14 protein-coding genes are annotated in these 20,623 nt (G+C 59.7%); 2 read left to right on the top strand and 12 right to left on the bottom strand.

From position 1 onward, the window contains the following. Positions 1–5: 5 nt before the first annotated feature. The 12 genes from addA to J1W56_RS14520 all read right to left on the bottom strand — a co-directional run bounded on the left by addA (position 6) and on the right by J1W56_RS14520 (position 18,000). Positions 6–3,509 (bottom strand): double-strand break repair helicase AddA, encoded by a 3,504-nt coding sequence (gene addA / locus J1W56_RS14575; RefSeq protein WP_223613978.1) that lies wholly within the window; start codon positions 3,507–3,509, stop codon positions 6–8. Continuing rightward, the gene (gene addB / locus J1W56_RS14570; protein ID WP_223613977.1) at positions 3,506–6,649 is read right to left on the bottom strand and encodes a double-strand break repair protein AddB; all 3,144 of its coding nucleotides are present in this window, start codon (positions 6,647–6,649) and stop codon (positions 3,506–3,508) included. Before addB ends, addA begins: the two co-directional genes overlap by 4 nt. Continuing rightward, positions 6,642–7,373 (bottom strand): nucleotidyltransferase family protein, encoded by a 732-nt coding sequence (locus tag J1W56_RS14565; protein ID WP_223613976.1) that lies wholly within the window; start codon positions 7,371–7,373, stop codon positions 6,642–6,644. The genes addB and J1W56_RS14565 overlap by 8 nt, the downstream gene beginning before the upstream one ends. Continuing rightward, a complete protein-coding gene (tsaE, locus tag J1W56_RS14560) occupies positions 7,374–8,885 on the bottom strand; it encodes a tRNA (adenosine(37)-N6)-threonylcarbamoyltransferase complex ATPase subunit type 1 TsaE (protein WP_223613975.1) in 1,512 nt (503 codons plus the stop codon). 7 nt (positions 8,886–8,892) lie between these two features. Beyond that, the gene (locus J1W56_RS14555) at positions 8,893–11,424 is read right to left on the bottom strand and encodes a sensor histidine kinase (RefSeq protein ID WP_404928137.1); all 2,532 of its coding nucleotides are present in this window, start codon (positions 11,422–11,424) and stop codon (positions 8,893–8,895) included. Positions 11,425–11,631: 207 nt separating this feature from the next. Next, positions 11,632–13,032: an adenosylhomocysteinase gene (gene ahcY, locus J1W56_RS14550; protein ID WP_223613974.1), complete on the bottom strand. Its 1,401-nt coding sequence runs from the start codon at positions 13,030–13,032 to the stop codon at positions 11,632–11,634. Positions 13,033–13,174: 142 nt separating this feature from the next. Then, positions 13,175–14,002 carry a glutamate racemase gene (locus J1W56_RS14545; protein ID WP_223613973.1) on the bottom strand — a complete coding sequence of 276 codons (828 nt, stop codon included), beginning with the start codon at positions 14,000–14,002 and terminating at the stop codon, positions 13,175–13,177. Further along, positions 13,974–14,288, bottom strand: a complete 315-nt coding sequence (locus tag J1W56_RS14540) for an HPr family phosphocarrier protein (protein ID WP_223613972.1) — start codon at positions 14,286–14,288, stop codon at positions 13,974–13,976. Before J1W56_RS14540 ends, J1W56_RS14545 begins: the two co-directional genes overlap by 29 nt. A 13-nt stretch (positions 14,289–14,301) precedes the next feature. Continuing rightward, positions 14,302–14,703: a PTS sugar transporter subunit IIA gene (locus J1W56_RS14535; protein WP_091879322.1), complete on the bottom strand. Its 402-nt coding sequence runs from the start codon at positions 14,701–14,703 to the stop codon at positions 14,302–14,304. A 184-nt stretch (positions 14,704–14,887) separates the two neighbouring features. Further along, positions 14,888–15,346 (bottom strand): HPr kinase/phosphorylase, encoded by a 459-nt coding sequence (locus J1W56_RS14530; protein ID WP_223613971.1) that lies wholly within the window; start codon positions 15,344–15,346, stop codon positions 14,888–14,890. Then, positions 15,346–17,133 carry a sensor histidine kinase gene (locus J1W56_RS14525; RefSeq protein WP_319025546.1) on the bottom strand — a complete coding sequence of 596 codons (1,788 nt, stop codon included), beginning with the start codon at positions 17,131–17,133 and terminating at the stop codon, positions 15,346–15,348. Before J1W56_RS14525 ends, J1W56_RS14530 begins: the two co-directional genes overlap by 1 nt. A gap of 147 nt (positions 17,134–17,280) precedes the next feature. After that, a complete protein-coding gene (locus J1W56_RS14520) occupies positions 17,281–18,000 on the bottom strand; it encodes a response regulator transcription factor (RefSeq protein ID WP_223613970.1) in 720 nt (239 codons plus the stop codon). A 330-nt stretch (positions 18,001–18,330) separates the two neighbouring features. Between J1W56_RS14520 and J1W56_RS14515 the strand changes: the two genes are divergently transcribed. Next, a complete protein-coding gene (locus tag J1W56_RS14515; protein WP_223613969.1) occupies positions 18,331–18,723 on the top strand; it encodes a GFA family protein in 393 nt (130 codons plus the stop codon). Positions 18,724–18,945: 222 nt separating this feature from the next. Continuing rightward, positions 18,946–20,559 (top strand): phosphoenolpyruvate carboxykinase, encoded by a 1,614-nt coding sequence (locus tag J1W56_RS14510; protein ID WP_223613968.1) that lies wholly within the window; start codon positions 18,946–18,948, stop codon positions 20,557–20,559. Positions 20,560–20,623: the final 64 nt, after the last annotated feature.

Here is a 20,623-nt window from a genome sequence, read left to right as displayed (position 1 = left end):
TCATCTCACGATGCGGTGAGACGGGCAAGGGCGGCCTGCATCTCATTCACCGGAATATCGATGAGATGCGGGCCTTCGGTGAACAGCAGGGCAGCCTCCACGCTCTTTCCAGGATAAAGCGGCTCCAGCAATTGCCGGTAGAGTGCCAGCTGCGCCACATAGGCGTCGGGCACCTCTTTCAGGCTGCGCGGCGCCGGACGGTTGGTCTTGTAATCGACGATCAGCACGCGGCTTTCGCTCACCGCAAGCCGGTCAATGACACCGGATACGGCATGATCCTTGCCGCGCAGATGCAACGTGCCCATGACTGCGATTTCCGCGAGGGAACCGGGCGCGAAGACCGGCGCGAAACGCTGATCGTCCATGACGGCGAATGCCGATTGCAGGGCGCTTTCGATTTCGTCCGGCTTCCAGTCAAAGGCAGCGCGGGAGAGATACCGCTCGGCGGCAGCGCGGCGGTGAGCGGCGGGCAGATTGGGTAATGTCTGTAGCAGCGCATGGATGACCGTACCGCGCCGAATCGCAAAGGCGGGATCGGTGCTCTCCGCGCCGAGAACCGGCGAGCCGGTGACCAGCGGCTCTTCCTCTTCGGGCTCGATCAGAAGAGACACGCCGGACGGCGCCAGCGGGCGCGGCAGCCCGGCCTCCCTTGCCATGGGCACACGATACCGGGACGGGAAAGGCATAACCGATGCCGCCGGCACCAATTCCGGCTCCTGCACCGGACCACCGGTCCGCGCAGTCTCGCGGTAACGTTTCGCCACGATGCCCTCAACCGGATGATCGAACGGTTCGCTCACATCCGCGAGCGCCGCATCGACAAGACCGTGCCAGGTATCCGGCGACTGGCGGGCGCCGCGATAGCCGCAAACGATCAAACGGTCTTCCGCGCGGGTCATGCCGACATAGAGCAGACGGCGATACTCCTCTTCCGACCGTACTTTCAGGCTGTCGACGATGGAGCCGGTAAAGGCGGTTGCATAGGATTTGGACGGCACGAAAAGGAAGCCCTTGCCCTGCCATCCCTCTTCTTCCTTCATCGGGAACGACAGAAGATTGGGCGTGCGCCCGCCCGACGAAGCGGAACTGCCGGAATCAACCAGGAATACCACCGCAGCTTCAAGCCCCTTGGCCGCATGCACGGTCATGATGCGCACTTCATCCCGGCTCTGGTCGAGTTCGCGCTTGATCTCGGGCGTGGCGGCCTCGAGCGTTTCCAGAAAGGCCTGCAGTCCGGGAAGACCGGTCTTCTCCGTGGCGATGGCATAGTTCTGGAATTCGTCGATCACGTCGCCAGCCTCGTGCCCAAGCCGCGCCAGAAGCTCGCGCCGTGCACCGCCACTGCCGAGAATATCCGCGTAGAATTCGAACACCGGCACCGTATCGGCACGGTTGCGCCACTCCTGCAGTCGCTTGGCGACGGTCGCCAGCGCAGGATCGCTCTTGGCCCGGATCGTCAGGCGCTGATGCAGGGTTTCGTTTTCCGCCCGCCCGTGCGCCAGATGGAAAAGCTGGTCATCGTCCCATTTGAAGATCGGGCTCTTGAGCAGTGCCGCCAGCGACAGATCATCGGAGGGCAAGAGCATGAAACGACCAAGCGCCATCAAATCCTTGACGGCGATATGGTCCGTCAGTTTGAGCCGGTCGGCACCGGCCACCGGCACATGGCGCTTCTTCAACTCACGCGACAGGGCGGGCATGAACTGATCGCGCTTGCGCACCAGGACCATGATATCGCGCGCCTGCAGACGCCGGTTCTTGCCTTCGATGACCTCGCCGTTTTTCAACCAGAGATCGATGGTCCTGGCGATCTGTTCGGCAAGGCGAACCGGCGGCGCGGGAAGGCTGTCGACCGGTGTGCGCCAATCCTCCTCCTGTTCCGTGGTTTCGGGCGTCAGCATATCCCAGATCTGCACTTCGCCGGGATCGCCGGACCGGATCGCCGTGTGGACAGTCGCCCCGTGATCGGCACCAAAGCCGCGATTGGCTTCAGGCCGCTTGAACACGGCATCCACTGCGGACAGCACGTCGGGTACGGAGCGGAAGGAGAAGTTCAGATTGACCCTGGAGAAACTCAGCTCGGCATTTTCGGCGTTTTTCTGGGTTGCCTTGCCATGGCGGGCGAAATCTTCCGGGATGGCGCCCTGGAAGGAATAGATGGACTGCTTTTCATCGCCCACGGCGAACAGGGTACGCCGAACGGTGCGCGCGGTACTGCCGGAAAAAAACTCCTCGCTGAGCAGGCGGATGACCCGCCACTGGTTGGGGCTGGTATCCTGCGCCTCATCGACCAGAATGTGATCAATGCCCTTGTCGAGCTTGTACTGCACCCACGGCCCGGCGTCCTGCCGCGCCAGCAGTGCCACCGTGCGCACGATCAGATCATCGAAGTCGAGAAGGCCCCGCGCCCTTTTCATCTGCTGGTAACGGCCGATCAGATCGTCGATCAGCACCAGTGCCGACAGGGTCAGCCGGATCTGCCGCAGCTGCTTCAGGCGGTCCAGGCCGTTGAAAACCCTGTCCGCTGCCCGGTCATAGCGTTCGATGAAATCGGGAATGCGGTCGGTCACGCCCTTCGAGGCGACATAGCTGCCGCTCTTGGGATCGCCTGTCGCTTTGAGAAAGGCGGTACGCAGCACCTCTTCGCGCTGATCGATTTGATCATTCACCTTGGCAAACCGCAGCAGGAGCGCAAATTCCTGGGCCCGCGAAGCGCCTTTCGGCACCGCCATGATATCGTCCAGCACGCCCTGCGGGAATTCCGGAACCGGCCAGAGGGTGGACAGGATATCGTCTTCCGTCTCCTCGCCGGTAAAGCCGAACTGGGCAAAGAAGAGGGGACGCCGCAGCGCATCATGACCCACGTCGCGAATGAACTGGGTCAGGTCATGGCGCTTGTTGACGGCTTCATCGAGCAGTTCCTGCAACCCGAATTCTCCGGCCGCGTCCAGGACATCGTTGAAGGCAGCCGCAAGCTCGACATTGCCGTCAAGCCGCGCTGTCTGGAGCAGCTGGCGGCGTGCTTCCCCCACCAGCGCCACCTGCATCATGTCATCCATCAGTTCAAAATGACCGGCGATGTTCGCTTCCAATGGAAACTGATGCAGAATGGCCTCGCAGAAGGCATGGATCGTCTGGATCTTCAGCCCCCCCGGCGTTTCCAATGCCCGGGCAAACAGGCGGCGCGCCTGCGCCAGCCGCGCGGGTCCGGGGCGCTTGCCGTCGATTTTCTCAATCGTTTGCGCCAGTGCCTCCTCATCCATGGTTGCCCAATCGGAAAGCCGGGCAAAGACGCGGTTCTGCATGACGGCTGCTGCGGCCTTGGTATAGGTCAGACACAGTATTTTCGACGGATCGGTGCCGTCGAGCAGAAGGCGGATGACACGCTCGGTCAGAACGTGTGTCTTGCCTGACCCTGCGTTGGCGGACACCCAGACGGAATCCACCGGATTGGCGGCACTGTTCTGGTCGGCAATGGTTTCCCTGGGGATGTTGAGCGGCTTTTTCATTCCCCGCCCTCCCCGCCATCGTCAGCGCCGCCCGCCGACCATTCCAGCACCCGCGCGAGATGATCATAATCCCCCGTCAGATCGCTTTCCTTGAACGGCAGGGCGCGCGACAGATACCCTTTTTGCGGATCATGATAGGCAACAAGCAGTTCATTCAAGCGGAGCCACGCAAGCACACCGAGCTCAGGCGCAGTCTTTTCGCTCTTGCTGGCCGCTGTTCCCACCTTGAGGATCGATTCAGGATCAACCCGGCCGTTTGGCCGCAAGCGCACATAGAGCAGATCCGAGGCCTGACGCGCGCCGACTTCGTGAAAGGCACCGCGGGCGAGAAGCGCCGCTTCCAGTGCCAGCTGCGGCGAGAGCAGCACATGGGCCTGCTTGCGCGAGGGGGTGGAACCGGTCTTGTAATCGATGATTTCAACCGTGCCGTCCCGCATCAGATCGACACGGTCGGCGCGGCCGGAAAGCGTGACGCCCGACGCTTCGACCAGGATTTTCTTCGAAGCGATTTCCGGATGGCGCTCGGCCAGCAGCGGCGCCCGTTCGCGCTCCCATTGCAGGAACTCGGGCACGAGGTTCAGGAAACGTGGCCACCACACCGCGTCGATTTCCTCCGGCAAGGCGATGTCATCGAAATAGCGCCGGCCAATCTCCGAAAGCCGGGCAGCCGCATCGGCACGAACCGGATCGATACCCTGTTCGGTAAAATGCGCCAGAATGTCGTGAAACAGCGAGCCGCGCTCCGCCGCATCGGGATCGCGGATCAGCGGCTCGATGGGACGCAGGCGCAGGATGCGCCGGGCGAAGATCGCGTAGGGATCGCGCCGCAGGGTTTCGATTTCCGTGACGGAAAAATGCTTTGGCCGCGCCTCGAGCGGCGGCTTTGGCTCCGGCCGTTTGACAAAGTCCTCATCCGGCGCATCGTCGATATCCCGGGCCCAATGCAGATATTGCGCACCGCGTGCGCGCAATTCATCACCGGCCTTCTTGCCAAGCACCGTTTCCAGCCGCTGCAACCAGCGCGATGCAACGGTTGGCGCATTGGCCGAGCGCTGCGCCCGGCTGAGAATGACCCGCTCCATGCCGAGCGCCATCTGGAAATCATGCGCCGCAAGGCCGGTGCGCCGTTCCGGCGGTTCCAGGTTGATGACGGCTTTCATCGGCCGGGACATGAAGGGGTCGTTGCGGGTCTTGCCAGGCCAGGACCCCTCATTCAGGCCGCCGATGATGACGGTATCGACGGTCTGCAGGCGCGCTTCCAGCGCACCCCAGATGAACAGGCGCGGATGGGCACCGGCCTTGGGTTTCACCACCTCACCTGCCATCAGGGCTTCGATCATTGCCGGCCATTCAACCGGCATGAAATCGAGACCGGAATCGGCGGACACGAGATTGCGCAGAAAGGCGGCGAACTGTTCTCCGGCAGCGCCGGTATAAAGCCCCGATATATCGCCCCTGTCATCGCGGACCAGATTTTCGAGGCTGGCAATCGTTGCCCGGACGATATCCGATATTTCCACGGATTCGCCGACCTGCGTGAAGGCACTGAGCTCAAGCATGCATTGCCCGAGCGCCGCGCAGACGATCCGCGCGGCCTCAATCCGCTGCGCGGAAATCTGGCGCAGCCAGGCAGGCTCGAACGGTGACGCACTGCCTTCGGCGAGACGCCGCTCAAAGAATTCAGCCAGTCCTGCCAGGGTCGCGCGTCCGGTGCCGCCGCGCAGGGCAATGAGTTCAATGGTTTCCGCCGCCTGCCGCACGGCGTTGCGGTCCATGCCGAGCCGCGTCAGCGGATGCTTGAGCAGGGCCAGCAGCACGACAGGGTCACCGGGATTGAACACCGTTTCCAGTGTGAGGCGCAACAGCGTTGCCGGCTGGGTTTCGCGCAGGGCATGACCGCCGGAATCATCGGCGGCAATGTTGAAACGCGCAAGTTCACTGGCCACACGCCGGGCGAGATCACGATCCGCCGTAATGAGCGCCGCCGTCTTATCGGGTGTCTCAATGGCATCGCGCAGGGCGATCGCCACTGCCAGTGCTTCCTCGCGCTCATTGGCCGCCTCGATCAGGGCGACGGGCGCGACCGCCGCGGAAAACGCGTTGCTTTCCCGGTTGATCGCACTCCACGCCTCGCTTGTTTCGGCAGGGCGCATGGCTTCCGCCAGCAGATGCTCGCGCGCGCGCTTCTGCGGGCTGACCGCGCCAAGACGGACAACGTCCTGGTGCAGGACGCCAAGCTCGGCCAGAAGCTTCCTCAGGCCGAATTGCGGATGACCAAAGATGGACGGATTGTCCTGCGTGTTGGCCAGCACCTGCCAGCTCGACTCATCCATGTCGCGATCAAGCCCGGGCAGGACCACCGCACCTTGCGGCAGGGCGGCGATTGCACTGAGAAGATGTGCCGTGGCCGGGATCGAGCCGGTGGAACCCGCGGCGATAACAGGGCCATCGGGAGGGTTGCGCAGAAGCCGCTCTGCTTCCAGTTCAATCAGCTGATTGCGGTGGGCGGCGGGATTGGACCGGTGCCGCTCATTGAGAATATCCGGCCAGAGACTGGTGACGATGTTGAGGAAATCCAATGTCACCTGCCACCACTCCGGCAGTTCCTCCGAAACGATGTTCGACAGCGTGCTCCAGCCGCTTGCCTCAGTCTCTACCTGATCCATGAGCCCGGCCAGATCGCGCGCCAGCCAGATGGCATCCGCCGTGGTTGCTGGAATGGCAATATCCTCATTGCCGAACAGGGCACGGACATGCTCCGGCAGGCGCTCCCGCCACGGCCGCACCAGCCGTGCCAGCAGAAGCAGCCGTTCCGTCGAACTGACCGGCGGCAGCAGATCGAAAAACGCGTCCGACCCCATATCGAACATCGCTGCATCTTCATCCACGTCACCGAGCGGCCGGATGACGGGAAGGATCGCGGATTTCACCGGACTCTTTTCAACAAGCAGCGAGCGCAGGGTCCGCGCCGCGCGGCGGGTCGGCACATAAATCGTCGCCCCGGCAAGCGCCAGCGGATCGGTGGGATTGGCCGGAAAACCGGGAATGAGATTGCCGGACAGAATCGCGTCGACCAGAGCGGGAAGAAAGGGGTCGCCGGGAGCTATCGAGAAAATGCGTGGGCTGTGGCGCTCAACCATGGGTCTCCTGCCCGAGACCGGCAATCACAGCTTCCGCCTCTCCGATCGCCTCGGGCGTGCCGACGGTCAGCCAATGGCCCTGCATCGGCATCCCGAAGAGACGCCCGGCACTGATGGCTTCATCAAAATAGCGATTGAGCGACGCACGCGCCACCGGCTTTCCTTCAAAGAGACGCGGATGCGTGATCGCAGCCCCGGCATAGATATAGGGCGATGCGTCACCTTCGCGGAAGCGCTGCAGCCTTCCCTCGGCATCCACCGTGAAATCGCCGCGGCCTTCATAGCCGGTCGCCTGATCCCTGCGTGCCACCATCACAAGAATGTCCATCTTCGAAGCATCCCATGCTTCAGCGAGGCGGACAAGATTGGGACGGGGCCCGTCGATCCAGAATGTATCGGCGTTGAGAATGTAAAAGGCATCCTGACCGATCAGGGGCAGGGCCTTGACGATGCCGCCAGCCGAATCGAGCAGTTCAGTCCGCTCGTCCGATATGGCGATTGCCGGCGAACGCCGCGATCCGAGATGCTGTTCCATCTGGTCGGCGAGATAGTGAACATTGACCACCGCGCGGGCAATCCCTGCCGCATTGAGAGCATCAAGCCCCCAATCGATCAATGATTTGCCGGCTACCTTTACCAGTGGTTTTGGCATCGTATCGGTAATGGGACGCAAGCGCTTTCCGAGGCCCGCAGCCAGAAGCATCGCCGTATCGGGTGTCGTCATTCACTGCTGCTCCAGGGAAAGAAGGTCCATCTTTTCGCACCATTCACGGACTGGCGCCAATGACGGATGGTCGAGAGCGCCGGCCAGATAAGCCTGGATGCGCGGAAGGTGCTTGAGATAATAGGGTTTGCCGTCGCGTTCATCCAGCCGCACGAAGATTCCCAGAATCTTGGCATTGCGCTGCGCCGCCATGATGGAAAATGCCTCCAGAAAGGCGCTTTCGTTGAAAGAACCGTCGCGGGACTGCCGTTCCTCGATATAAGCGGCCAGCAGGTATTGCTGAAGTTCAGGCTCGACCGTTACGCGCGCATCGAGCACCAGAGATGCCACGTCATAGGCGGATGGGCCAATCATCGCATCCTGAAAATCGAGAAGCCCGACGCGGTCGATGCCGCTGGCCTCGCCGCGCCAGAGAATGTTGGGGGAATGGAAATCGCGCTGAACCAGGCTTTTCTCCGAAGAATGAAGCCGACTAAATACACGATCCCAAGCGGCAACGTAGGCCGCCTTCTGTTCCGGCGCCAGCCGGAAACCCGCCATCCGCGGAACATACCAATCCGACAGAAGTTCCACTTCGATCATCATGGCGTCGCGGTCGAAATCATGGATATGATGGGTATAGCCCTTGGCAATCTCGACGTCGCGCGCCCAGGTGCACTCATGCATGCGCGCCAGCAGCCGCACGGACGCCTCGTACCGTTCGACGATGGGGGCGCCATCCGCATCGAGTATGCCTTCATTTCCAAGATTCTCGAGCAACAGGAAGCCGTTGTCGAGATCGTCGGACATGATCTGCGGAACATAGAAGCCATTGGACCGTAAGAGATGGTTGACCGCTACGAACGCCGTCACCGACTGGGAAAGATGGGCGATCTGCATATAGGTCTTGCCATCGCGCAGGATCGGTCCGCCGGGATTATAGGGCGAGTTCATGAGGATCAGCGGGCGTTCACAGCCGGTATCGATCGTCTCGTAGCCGCGTGCAGAGGCATCGCCAAGCAGATAGCGGCGGTCTGCATCGGCATATCCTGCCCGGCCGAGGAATGTGCGTATGGCGAGCGAGCGCTGCAGCCTTGCAAGGGCGGCGTCTTTCCCGTCAATCTCGACCGTGCGGCCGTTGCCATCATGGAGCAGATTGACGCGGATTGCCGGCTTGGCCAGCGCCTCATCGGCCCGCTCCGGCCATTCCACCAGAACTGCACCATCCTCCAGTGCTTCGTCCAGCCCAAGCTCGTCGATTTCTTCGCTGGAAGACAGCCGGTATAAATCCACGTGACTGATCGGCAAACGCAGTTCCGGATAGGATTGCACGATCGTGAAGGTGGGGCTTGGAACCTCATAGGCACTGTCGTTGGCTATGGTGCGGATCAGCCCGCGGGCCAGCGTCGATTTTCCGGCCCCCAGATCGCCGGACAGCGTGACAAGATCGCCCTTGACCAGCGCCAGCCCGATGTCCTGACCAAGCCGTTCCGTGTCTTCTGCCGTTGCAAGCTGGAGTGTCAGGGACGTCATGGGCGCCTTATTCAGCAGCGATGCTGAAGGTACGTGCTTCCAGCGGGAACCGGCAGGTCACCAGCGTGCCCCTGCCCGCGGCACTGCTGATATCGACCTTGCCGCCATGCAGCTCCACAAAGCCTTTGACGATGGAAAGGCCAAGACCGGCACCGCGCTTGCGGCCGCCGTTCGGATAGGGCTGGAACCGCTTGAAAATACTGTCGAGCACATAGTCCGGCATGCCGGGTCCGTTGTCCTGAACGCTGAAAACCATCTCATTCTGTTCCCGCCCGCAGGTCAGTGTGATCGTGCTGCCTTCGGGTGCATAATTGGCGGCATTGCTGAGCAGATTGGCAAGCACCTGCTTGACGCGGCTGGCATCGGCACGGAAAGAACCCGCGCCGGATGCAATGCGGGTGTCGAGCAGGATGTTATGCTCCTTGAGGCGTTCGGCTACTTTTTCAGAGGCAGTGGCGACGGCATCGGCAACCGAGACGTCACTGATATCCAGCTCCATGATACCGGCATCGACCGTGGCGAGATCGAGAATATCGTTGACGATGGTCAGCAGCACCGAAGACGACGTGCCAATATGGTCGAGATAATCGCGCTGACGCTCGTTGAGCGGGCCGGTCATCGGCGTCTGCAGCAGTTCGGTAAAGCCCATGATGTTGGTCAGCGGCGAGCGCAACTCGTAGGAGACATGCTGGACGAAATCGTTCTTCAGTTCATCCGTGCGCTCCAGCGCCTCGTTCTTTTCCTTCAGCGCCCGTTCGACCCGCACGGAATCCGTTACATCGACGAAGGTCAGCATGGTCTGGCCGCTCGGCAGGGGCGCAGAGGCAAAATAGAGGATTTTTCCGGTCGTCAGCTCGACATGACCTGACAGCGACTCCCGTTTGTCGTCAAAGCCTGTGACGGTCGTCACAAAGCTTTCCCATTGGGTCGCATCGGAAACCGGCTCGCACAGGCGGCGGATCGCCGAGATATGCATGCCTTCGGCGACCTGTTCGGCTTTCAGTGACCAGAGCGATGCAAAGGCGGGATTGGACAGGCGAATCTTGCCATCGGAACCGAACACCGCCACACCTTCGGCCAGATGGTCCAGCGTCTGCCCCTGCACCTTGATCAGCGTGTTGTAGCGGCTTTCAAGCTGCAGCTTTTCCGTCAGGTTCTCGAAAACCCAGGTGACGCCGCCCTTGGGCTGCGGATTGACGATGACGCGCAAGGTGCGGCCGTCGGTCAGATGCCACAAATGCTCCTGCGATTCGACCGAATGATAGGCCGAAAGCATGGAATCCTTCCAGCGGCGCCAATCCGGCTGTTCCGGCAATGTGCCGTCGCTGCGGAAGCGGTCGAGCAGCATGGCATTGTCGGGTCGGCTTTCCAGCAGCGAGGTTTCCAGCCCCCACAGCTTGGCAAATGCCTGATTGAAGAATTGCAGCTTCCTGTTCGCATCGAACATGGCGACTGCCGAATTCAACTGGTCCAGCGTGTCCGAGTGATTGAGGACGGTGCGCTTGAATTCCTCGCGCACCAGTTCAATGTCGCTGACATCATTGGCCAGACCGGCGGAACCGGCGCTGCTCGCGACATCCGTGACCCGGAACACGTGACGATCGCCGCCGACCACAGTCGACAGTTCATCGTGGAAAGGCCGGCTTGCCGCCTTCTCGCGCTCGATACGCTCGCGTGCCTGCACCCCGAACAATTCGCGTGTCTCCGCCACGGCAACATGCACGTCACTGACATCAACCGCCTTGGCATAGGCCATGTTGACCCAATTGAGCTTGCCGCTCCTGTCGCGGCTCCAGGCCGGCATTTCCAGTTGTTCCAACAGTCCCCGCAATGTGGTCAGGGCTTCGTTGAGCTGATAGTTTTCCGTCTTCAGCAGCGCCTGGGTGGCGCGCGCCTCGCCCAAGCTGATGAAACGAACAATGGCATAGCCGCCGGACGTGCGGCCCTGGACCTCCAGTGGCGTTCCCTTCGACGTCTCGACGACGATATCGAAGGCACGCGCCTTGCCGCGCAGGGCCTCGACCGAGCGATCCAGCAACGTTGCGGAATCAATGCGCAACCAGCGGCCAAAAGCCAGAAACAGCGAGCGGTCTTCGGGAACACCGATTTCCTGCGGCAGGCTGCCGACGAGATTGGGCGCCGTGGAGTTGCCTTCCCACACAACCACCCGTTGATCCTTCAGATTGAGCAGCGCTTCGCCGCGCTGAACCGCGACATTGAGATCGGCGACCTTGTCGCGCAACTGGCGATTCTCGCTGGCAATGCGGCTGCGCTCGCGGATCAGCCAGCCCGCCGACAACAGGGCCGCGCCCATCGCGCCGAGGAACATGGCAAACTGGATGACTTCGAACGTGCCGAATGCAACCCCGAATGGGGTGTTGATCTTGCCAAGCGGATCATCGGCATGGGCGGCAGAAGACATGGCGCCAAGGATAGAAACAGTCGAGCCGGCTCCCGCCAGCACAGTCCGCAGTTTCTTCAGCACCCGCTTTCCGCGTGTTGCCTCTTTCCCGCGAACATCCCCATCACCAATCTTCATATCAACCGTCGTCGCCCCATCCTGACAGATATCTCATGTTCCAACCCATCTGATTGATCCAACCATTTGGCCCATCTGGAAGAAAGCTATCCCGAATCACTACAATAAACCCTTGACGAATCGACGGGAAGAACTCCGCGCAAAAAAGAAAGCCGAAGAATTTGTCAATCCTTCGGCTTCCATATATTGTGTGTACTGGTTAACAGATTAATATCTGTAGTGGTCCGACTTGAAAGGACCATTCGGTGTGACACCGATATAGGCAGCCTGTTCGTCCGAAAGGGTCGTCAATTTCGCACCAAGCTTATCGAGATGCAGGCGCGCGACCTTTTCATCGAGATGCTTCGGCAGGACGTAGACCTCATTCTTGTACTGCTCACCGCGGCTGTAGAGCTCGATCTGAGCCAGAACCTGGTTGGTGAACGATGCGGACATGACGAAGCTCGGATGTCCCGTTGCGTTGCCCAGATTGAGCAGACGGCCTTCGGAGAGAAGCAGCATGCGCTTGCCGTCCGGGAACGAGATCATGTCGACCTGCGGCTTGATGTTGTTCCACTTGAGGTTGCGCAGTGCCGAGACCTGGATCTCGTTGTCGAAGTGACCGATGTTACCGACGATCACCATGTCCTTCATCTTGCGCATGTCATCGAGCTTGATGACATCCTTGTTGCCGGTCGTGGTGATGATGATGTCGGCGGTCGGTGCGGCATCTTCAAGCGTGACCACTTCGAAACCGTCCATCGCAGCCTGCAGCGCGCAGATCGGATCAACTTCCGTGACCTTGACGCGTGCCCCGGCACCGAGGAGCGACTGGGCCGAACCCTTGCCCACGTCACCGTAACCGCAAACCACGGCAACCTTGCCGGCCATCATGACGTCGGTGGCGCGGCGGATGCCGTCCACCAGCGATTCCTTGCAGCCATACTTGTTGTCGAACTTCGACTTGGTAACGCTGTCGTTGACGTTGATTGCCGGGAAAGGCAGGAGGCCCTTCTTCTGCAACTGGTACAGACGGTTCACACCGGTTGTCGTTTCTTCCGTGACGCCCTTGATCGCATCGCGCTGCTTGGTGAAGAAGCCCGGCGTTTCCTTCATGCGCTTCTTGATCTGCGCAAAGAGGATTTCTTCCTCTTCGCTGCCCGGATTGGACAGAACGTCCTCACCGGCTTCAGCGCGCGCGCCGATCAGAATGTACATGGTGGCATCGCCGCCATCATCGAGGATCATGTTGGAAGGCTGGCCATCCGGCCACTGGAAAATCTTGTCGGTATAGGTCCAGTATTCTTCCAGTGTTTCGCCCTTGACGGCGAAAACCGGCGTTCCGGTGGCTGCGATTGCCGCTGCCGCATGATCCTGGGTCGAGAAGATATTGCACGATGCCCAGCGCACGGTTGCGCCCAGGGCCTGCAGCGTTTCGATCAGGACCGCAGTCTGGATCGTCATATGAAGCGAACCGGTGATGCGCGCGCCCTTGAGCGGCTTGGACGTGCCAAACTCTTCGCGGCTGGCCATCAGGCCCGGCATTTCGGTTTCGGCGATTTCAATTTCCTTGCGGCCCCATGCGGCCAGCTCAAGGTCCTTGACTATAAAATCCTGCTTATCGGCCATCTGTTGTCAGCTCCGTCTTTGTTTTTCGGTCCAGCCGCCATTCCGAGGCGACCGGAGGTTGCTGTTGACTATCAGATTAGGGCGGGGCGCACAATGGGATATAAAGAAATCCTTATGCGTGCATATCCGGAGGACGGTTATTTTATTGCAATGGCAGCGAAACAGGACTGACAGGCAGGGCGATCCCCAGTTTTGCCAGCATCGCCCGGAATGCATCCAGCGTATATTCGGCGCTTTCGGTGGCAATGGCGATGGTGGTGCCGCTGCCCTGCGTCCCCGCGCCGATGGTCTGCACGATCGCCTCGGCCGGATCCAGGAACCGGCAGGACGGACGGCTGGCCTCAAAATAGGAACGGAGCCACGGCAGGTGCGTGCTCGACAGGGTAAGCACGTCGATATCCGGATGGCTGCGAAAAACCGTGCCGAGGAAATCATCGACCTTTTGCCGGGTCGCGGCGGCATTGAACAGAAAGTCGCCATTCTCGACAAGGTCGACCATGGGCGAGGCATCGATCAGGGCGACGGCATCGGGATCACCGGTATGCCTGCCGACGAACTGCCGCAACTGCGGGCTTCCGGTCATCGACTGCACGCCCATGATGCCGACCTTGCCGGTTTGCGTCGTCGCCAGGGCTTCCGCCAGCGGCGGCACAACCCCAAAGAGCGGCACGTTCACCATGGATTTCAGGTCATCCATCACGGTTATCGACGGCACGTTCGAAGCGACGATGATGGCCGAGGGGTCATGCGCCATCAAGAACCGCATCGTCCGGTCCATGACGGACAGCAACTCGCTGCGCGGTTTTCTCCCATAGGGAAAGCTGGCGCGATCGGCGAAATAGAGGATATCCTGCCTGGGAAGCCGCCGCCGGAGCAGATCGACAATGGCATAGCTGCCGATCCCCGCATCAAAGACAGCAATCGGGCTGACGAGCGTCACATCAGGCTTCTTCGCCGAACTTATCTGCAATGAGTGCCCCGAGCGCCATCATCACATCGGTGGCCTGCCGACCTGAAGCGCTGACCTTGATGCAGCAGCCCGGCGAGGCGGCAAGCATCATCAACCCCATGATGGAGGTTCCACCCACGGTCATGCCGTCTTTCTCGACGCGCACATGGGCGTCGTAACCATCGACGAGCTGGACGAATTTGGCGGAAGCGCGCGCATGCAGCCCGCGCCGGTTGATGATCTCGAAAGATGCAACCAGCGCATTGTCCGGATCAAACGTGCCGGTCGTTTCTCCTGTCAGGCGCATGCGTGTTCAACCTCTATTTGGCTGTCAGCACCTGACTGGCCACATTGATGTATTTGCGTCCGGCATCCTGCCCCTCGCGCAGCGACGCCGCCATGTCATTGGTGACGCGTACACTCGACAGCTTGATCAGCATGGGCAGATTGACGCCGGCGATAACCTCGATCCGTCCTGATTCCATCACTGAAATGGCCAGATTGGAAGGAGTACCGCCAAACATATCTGTCAAAATGATGACGCCATTGCCGCTATCGGCACGCGCCACCGCATCGACAATGTCGCGCCTGCGTTGCTCCATATCATCATCGGCACCGATTGAGACGGTTTCCAAATATTCCTGCTGACCGACCACATGCTCAACAGCATGATGAAATTCCTCGGCCAGTCTTCCGTGCGTCACAAGCACGAGTCCGATCATTCTGAAACTGCTCCTGTTGCGCCAGCCCATTGGGTTTAGGCTTTTTTCTGCGCATTGAATGCCCCACTTGGCAGGTGTCGCATTTTGGCAGGACGAATCGCGAAGGCAAGCGGAAAAATGACTTGTGCGTGACTGTCAGTCATTTTATCGCAGGTCGTCGGTGCAACTTATTGAGTTACAACAATTATTTTTTCCATACCTGCCGAAACAGCCTGGCTTCGATAGCCCGGCAGGCGGCATCTATCTCGCATTTTGGCAGAATTAGATGCCCGATTGCGACGCCTTGCAGATGCGTTGCTGCATCTTCGCCGAACCGAACCGATTGGTTCGGTTCGACAAGATCAACCAGGAGATGGAGAATGGCACTTTCCTCGAAATCCGCCAGATGCAATCCGGAGCCGCGCACTTCCAATCCACCCCGCAAAATGCCGGGAGCCGTGCAGAGCAGACGCCCCGACGTTTCCCGCACGGCGCATTGATCATCGCTGACCAGGGCGGCAAACATACCTCCATAAGACGCGCGGTCCATCAGCGCCCGCACGACGGAGGATTTCCCCGAACCGGAGGCGCCACGGATGAGGACGCCGTGTTCGCCCACAAGCACGGCACTGCCATGGATCAATTCGCCTTCGTCGTCCCGCATCAGATCTCGACCGGGAGAATCGCGGTGAAGCGGGCACCGAGATAGTTGTCGGGATCATTGGGATCGATAATGTTCTCCGCATTCAACGTGCCGCCATGCGCCTCGATGATCTGGCGGCTGATGGAGAGTCCAAGGCCGGAGTTCTGACCGAAAGCTTCGCCTGACGGGCGATCCGTGTAGAAACGCTCGAAAATGCGGTCGATCTGTTCGACGCGAATGCCCGGACCATTGTCTTCAACCAGAATGCGCACCCGGTCGCCCATATGCTGCAGCGAGACCGTGATAATGCCATGCTCTTCCGGCACGAACGAACGTGCATTCTCGATGAGATTGGAAACGACCTGGCCGAGACGCAGATCATGGCCAACCACGAAGAAGCCCTTCTTGTTGGTCGGCAGCTTGCCGACGACAAATTCGATCTGCGTATCCTTCTTGTTGCGCCGCACTTCGCGCGCAGCGGTCACGAGATTGCCCAGCAGGAACTTGAGATCGACATGTTCGGAATCTTCGCGTGCCAGCTCCGCATCGAGACGTGACGCATCGGAAATATCCGTGATCAAGCGATCCAGCCGGCGCACATCGTGCTGGATCACATCCATCAGGCGCTTGCGCGAATCATCATTCCTGGCCAGCGGCAGCGTCTCCACGGCGCTTCGCAATGATGTCAGCGGGTTTTTCAATTCGTGGCTGACATCGGCGGCAAAGCTCTCGATCGATTCGATGCGGGCATAGAGCGCATTGGTCATGTCGCGGATGGAGGTGGAGAGATGGCCGATTTCGTCCTGGCGCTCGGAAAAATCCGGAATTTCCTCACGATTCTTCACGCCGTGACGCACGCGGTCCGCCGCCGCCGCAAGACGGCGCAGCGGATTGGCAATGGTCGATGCCAGAAACAATGAGAGAATGGCCATAACCAGCGCCGCGACAGTAAACACCCGGATAATGGCATAACGTTCGCCCTGCACGATCTTGTCGATATCGCCGCCTTCCGTGGAAAGCAGCAGCACCCCAAGAACAGCGCGGAAGCGCTGGATCGGGACCGCAACCGAAACAATCTGCTCGCCCTTTTCCGTCATGCGCACGAAGGTGGCGGGCTGTCCCGTCAAGGCTTTCACAATTTCAGGAAAGGAAGCGCCATTGCCGCCGGGTTGTTCCTGATAGATCGGCAAATCGCTCCGGCGCAGCAGCCGGGTCATCCGGTTGGTCAACCGCTCGAGAAAACTGGGCTCATCGCCATCGATCGGCGGCAACTCGTACCGTAACACCTGCCCGCGGGAGTAGAGATGGCGTGAATCCAGCAAAAGATTCGAATCGCGGTCATAAATGCGTGCACGGGTGCGGGTCGGCTGGATCAGTTGGCGCAGGACAGGGGCCACGCGCTCCGGATTGATGGGAAAATCGAGATTATCCAGCACATCGGGCGACGGCGTTATGCTCTGTCCAGCCTGCAATTCCAGCAATTTTTCAGGGTCGACGGTGATGGAATTCGTATCGACCGTCGCTTCCGACGCGATGGCGGCCGCGATGATCTCGCCCTGCGTCATTAGGCTTTCAACACGGGCATCGATCAGCCCGTCACGGAACTGATTGAGATACATGATGCCCGACAAAAGCACCGCAAGACCGGCGAGGTTGAGAAAGAGAATGCGGCGGGTGAGGCTGGAAAACAGGTAGTTGCCGAAGAGCCGATTGAGCGGCTGCAGCAACCGCCTCAAGGCGAGCGAACGCTTCCGGCGCATGACGGCGCTCTTGCGCGTAACATTGCTGCCTTGGAGTCCGGCTACCATTTCTGCCTCAGAGTATCGTAAATTGGGCTGCCTCATCGCACTCAAAATGCGCTGAGACAATCTTATTGTACTGCGGATCACGCATGGTTGACATTCCTACGCGTGATCGCCCGCCCATTTACACGCAAACAACAGGAACAATCAGAATCAAGTTTCGCGGAAGCGATACCCGACACCATAGAGTGTTTCGATCATATCGAAGTCGTCGTCGACAACCTTGAACTTCTTGCGCAGGCGCTTGATGTGGCTGTCAATGGTCCGATCATCCACATAGACCTGTTCGTCATAGGCTGCATCCATCAGCGCATCACGGCTTTTGACGACGCCCGGACGCTGCGCCAGGGAATGCAGGATGAGGAACTCGGTGACCGTCAGGGTCACCGGCTCACCCATCCAGGTGCAGGTATGCCGTTCCTGGTCCATGACAAGCTGACCGCGCTCCAGCGACTTGGCCTGAGGGCTGCCAGGCTTTGCCACACCTTCGCGCGCAGCGACCCGGCGCAGCACCGCCTTGACGCGCTCGACCAGAAGCCGCTGCGAGAACGGCTTTGTAATGAAGTCATCGGCGCCCATCTTGAGGCCGAAGAGCTCATCGATCTCGTCATCCTTGGACGTCAGGAAGATCACCGGCAAATCGGATTTCTGGCGCAGGCGACGCAGGAGTTCCATACCGTCCATCCGTGGCATCTTGATATCGAAAATGGCCAGATTGGGCGGACGTGCCATCAACCCATCGAGTGCAGACGCGCCATCGGTGTAGGTCTCGACGCGGTAACCTTCCGATTCAAGCGCAATCGATACGGACGTCAGAATGTTGCGATCGTCATCAACGAGCGCAATGGTCTGCATTGCGGGTATTTCCCTCATGCCCTGCTTTTCCTTGTTTAAAAGGTTAAATCCGACCGTGCTTGTGCCGGACAAATTGGGTACAAAATGTGGCACAGATCAAAACTCGTGTCACCCTTTGTGATTTCCGCATGACGGCCGCAGGCAATTGCCCGCGTCATCTGCAGTGATTTCTTCCCGGTGTATGACGACAAAAGCGCACGGCATTGCCGGGTAACAAGCCGATTGTATAAACCTATTCGGGGATACGCGCTTTGGATGTATTTGGTTTCTGGCCCTTGGCGGTCAATTGCCATGACAGCGCTGTTCGTCGTAAACATTCCACCCGCTCGACTTCAGAGGAGGTGCAGCATGGACCGATTCACCGGTGGTTGCCTGTGCGGCAACGTTCGGTTTGTAGCGTCAGGGCTCCCGTACCGGGTCGGCCTGTGTCACTGTCTCGACTGCCGCAAGCATCATGGAGCCCTTTTCCATGCGTCGGCGATATTCCCCCGGGATGCGGTGACGATCGACGGTGAAACGCGCGACTACGCCGGGCGGTTTTTCTGTCCCCGCTGCGGCTCGTCCATTTTTGCGTGCACCGCGGACGAAATCGAAGTGAACCTCGGCTCGCTGGATGCCCCCGACCAACTGAAGCCCACCTATGAACTCTGGACCGTCCGTCGCGAGTCCTGGTTGCCGCCGTTTCCGCTCGCGAAACGATACGACCGCGATCGTGACACAGCGAGCCGTTTCGAAGAATAGGTCGCACGTCCTGTGCGCGGATGAAACCAGTGGCAGCGCTGCCCTGTGGATTTTGCCGATTTAAAACGATTTAAAAGAAATTTAAATTCTTTAAATCGATTAAACATTTGATACTGCTCATTTTTTCTGCTTTTGACCAGATGTAACCGCATTCATGCTGGAAGATGCATGAGGCGGCACATCCGAATTCGACCCTGAACCTTCTTAAACAACGGCGGACACATGACTAGAGAGACCGGTATCCATAACGCGGCGATCGCGCTCGGCACCTCAGGCTTGAAGGAGCTTTCGGCGGTCTATTATAATTTCGGGGCCGCTGAGCTCTATGAGGAGACATTGCGGCGCGGCGAAGCGCAGCTGACAGCACAGGGAGCGCTGGTCGCAAGAACAGGCCAGCACACTGGTCGCTCGCCGAAAGACAAGTTTGTCGTGCGCGATGCATCGACGGAAAATCACGTCTGGTGGGACAACAATGCCCCGATGACCCCGGAAGCTTTCGCCCTGCTTTATGCGGATTTTGCCGAGCATGCCAAAGGCAAGGAAGTGTTCGTCCAGGACCTCATCGGCGGTGCGGACACTGATTACAGCCTGAACACCCGCGTTATCACCGAATTCGCCTGGCATTCGCTGTTCATCCGCAATCTTCTGATCCGGCCGGATCGCGATGCGCTGGCAAGTTTCGTGCCCAAGATGACGATTATCGACCTGCCGTCGTTCCGCGCCGACCCCAAGCGGCATGGAACACGCACGGAAACGGTCATTGCCGTCGACTTGACGCGGATGATCGTTCTCATCGGCGGTTCGGCCTATGCCGGCGAAATGAAGAAATCGGTTTTCACCGCGCTGAACTATCTCCTGCCTGCAAAGGGCGTCATGCCCATGCACTGCTCGGCCAATGAAGGTCCGGCTGGCGATACAGCCGTCTTTTTCGGCCTTTCCGGCACCGGCAAAACAACACTTTCGGCTGATCCGTCGCGGACATTGATCGGCGATGACGAACACGGCTGGGGCGAGCACGGCGTTTTCAACTTCGAGGGCGGCTGCTATGCCAAGACAATCCGTCTCTCGGCCGAAGCCGAACCGGAAATCTACGCAACGACGCAGCGTTTCGGTACGATGCTCGAAAATGTCGTGCTTGATGAAAACCGCGTTCCGGATTTCAACGATGGCTCCCTGACTGAAAACACCCGCTGCGCCTATCCCCTGGATTTCATTCCGAATGCATCCAAGACCGGCAAGGCAAGCCATCCGAAGAACATCATCATGCTGACGGCGGATGCTTTCGGCGTCATGCCGCCCATTGCCAAGCTGACACCGGCGCAGGCCATGTACCACTTCCTGTCCGGATACACCGCAAAGGTCGCCGGTACTGAACGCGGTGTGACGGAACCGGAAGCCACCTTCTCGACCTGTTTCGGCGCACCGTTCATGCCGCGCCACCCCTCCGAATATGGCAATCTGCTGCGTCAGCTCATCGCCGAACACGGCGTTGACTGCTGGCTGGTAAACACCGGATGGACCGGCGGCGCCTATGGAACAGGCAAGCGCATGCCCATCAAGGCAACCCGCGCGCTTCTGACCGCAGCGCTCGACGGTTCGCTCAAAGGCGCCGAGTTCCGCACCGATCCGAACTTCGGTTTTGCCGTGCCTGTGGCTGTTCCAGGCGTGGACGAAGCCATTCTCGATCCGCGCTCGACCTGGGCAGACAAGCAGGCCTATGACTTGCAGGCCAAGAAACTGGTTGACATGTTCGTCGTCAATTTCGGCAAATTTGAAAGCCACGTCGATAGCGATATCCGCGCTGCCGCGCCGCACACGCCGGTTGCTGCCGAATAATCCAATGCCCATTGCGCAATCGAGGCCCCGCTGTTTACCAGCGGGGCCTTTTGCTTTTCCATGC

The organism is Phyllobacterium calauticae (assembly GCF_019991125.1).
GTDB classification, from domain to species: Bacteria; Pseudomonadota; Alphaproteobacteria; order Rhizobiales; family Rhizobiaceae; genus Phyllobacterium; species Phyllobacterium calauticae.
This window is presented reverse-complemented; position numbering and strand designations above follow the sequence as displayed.

Excerpts from the sequence above, each read along its gene's own strand:
- ahcY (WP_223613974.1), bottom strand. The coding sequence starts at position 13,032 with ATGGCCGATAAGCAGGATTTTATAGTCAAGGACCTTGAGCTGGCCGCA.
- J1W56_RS14510 (WP_223613968.1), top strand. The coding sequence starts at position 18,946 with ATGACTAGAGAGACCGGTATCCATAACGCGGCGATCGCGCTCGGCACC.
- tsaE (WP_223613975.1), bottom strand. The coding sequence starts at position 8,885 with ATGACGTCCCTGACACTCCAGCTTGCAACGGCAGAAGACACGGAACGG.
- J1W56_RS14525 (WP_319025546.1), bottom strand. The coding sequence starts at position 17,133 with ATGGTAGCCGGACTCCAAGGCAGCAATGTTACGCGCAAGAGCGCCGTC.
- addB (WP_223613977.1), bottom strand. The coding sequence starts at position 6,649 with ATGGTTGAGCGCCACAGCCCACGCATTTTCTCGATAGCTCCCGGCGAC.
- addA (WP_223613978.1), bottom strand. The coding sequence starts at position 3,509 with ATGAAAAAGCCGCTCAACATCCCCAGGGAAACCATTGCCGACCAGAAC.
- J1W56_RS14535 (WP_091879322.1), bottom strand. The coding sequence starts at position 14,703 with ATGATCGGACTCGTGCTTGTGACGCACGGAAGACTGGCCGAGGAATTT.
- J1W56_RS14555 (WP_404928137.1), bottom strand. The coding sequence starts at position 11,424 with ATGAAGATTGGTGATGGGGATGTTCGCGGGAAAGAGGCAACACGCGGA.
- J1W56_RS14540 (WP_223613972.1), bottom strand. The coding sequence starts at position 14,288 with ATGCGCCTGACAGGAGAAACGACCGGCACGTTTGATCCGGACAATGCG.
- J1W56_RS14565 (WP_223613976.1), bottom strand. The coding sequence starts at position 7,373 with ATGACGACACCCGATACGGCGATGCTTCTGGCTGCGGGCCTCGGAAAG.
- J1W56_RS14530 (WP_223613971.1), bottom strand. The coding sequence starts at position 15,346 with ATGCGGGACGACGAAGGCGAATTGATCCATGGCAGTGCCGTGCTTGTG.
- J1W56_RS14520 (WP_223613970.1), bottom strand. The coding sequence starts at position 18,000 with ATGAGGGAAATACCCGCAATGCAGACCATTGCGCTCGTTGATGACGAT.
- J1W56_RS14515 (WP_223613969.1), top strand. The coding sequence starts at position 18,331 with ATGGACCGATTCACCGGTGGTTGCCTGTGCGGCAACGTTCGGTTTGTA.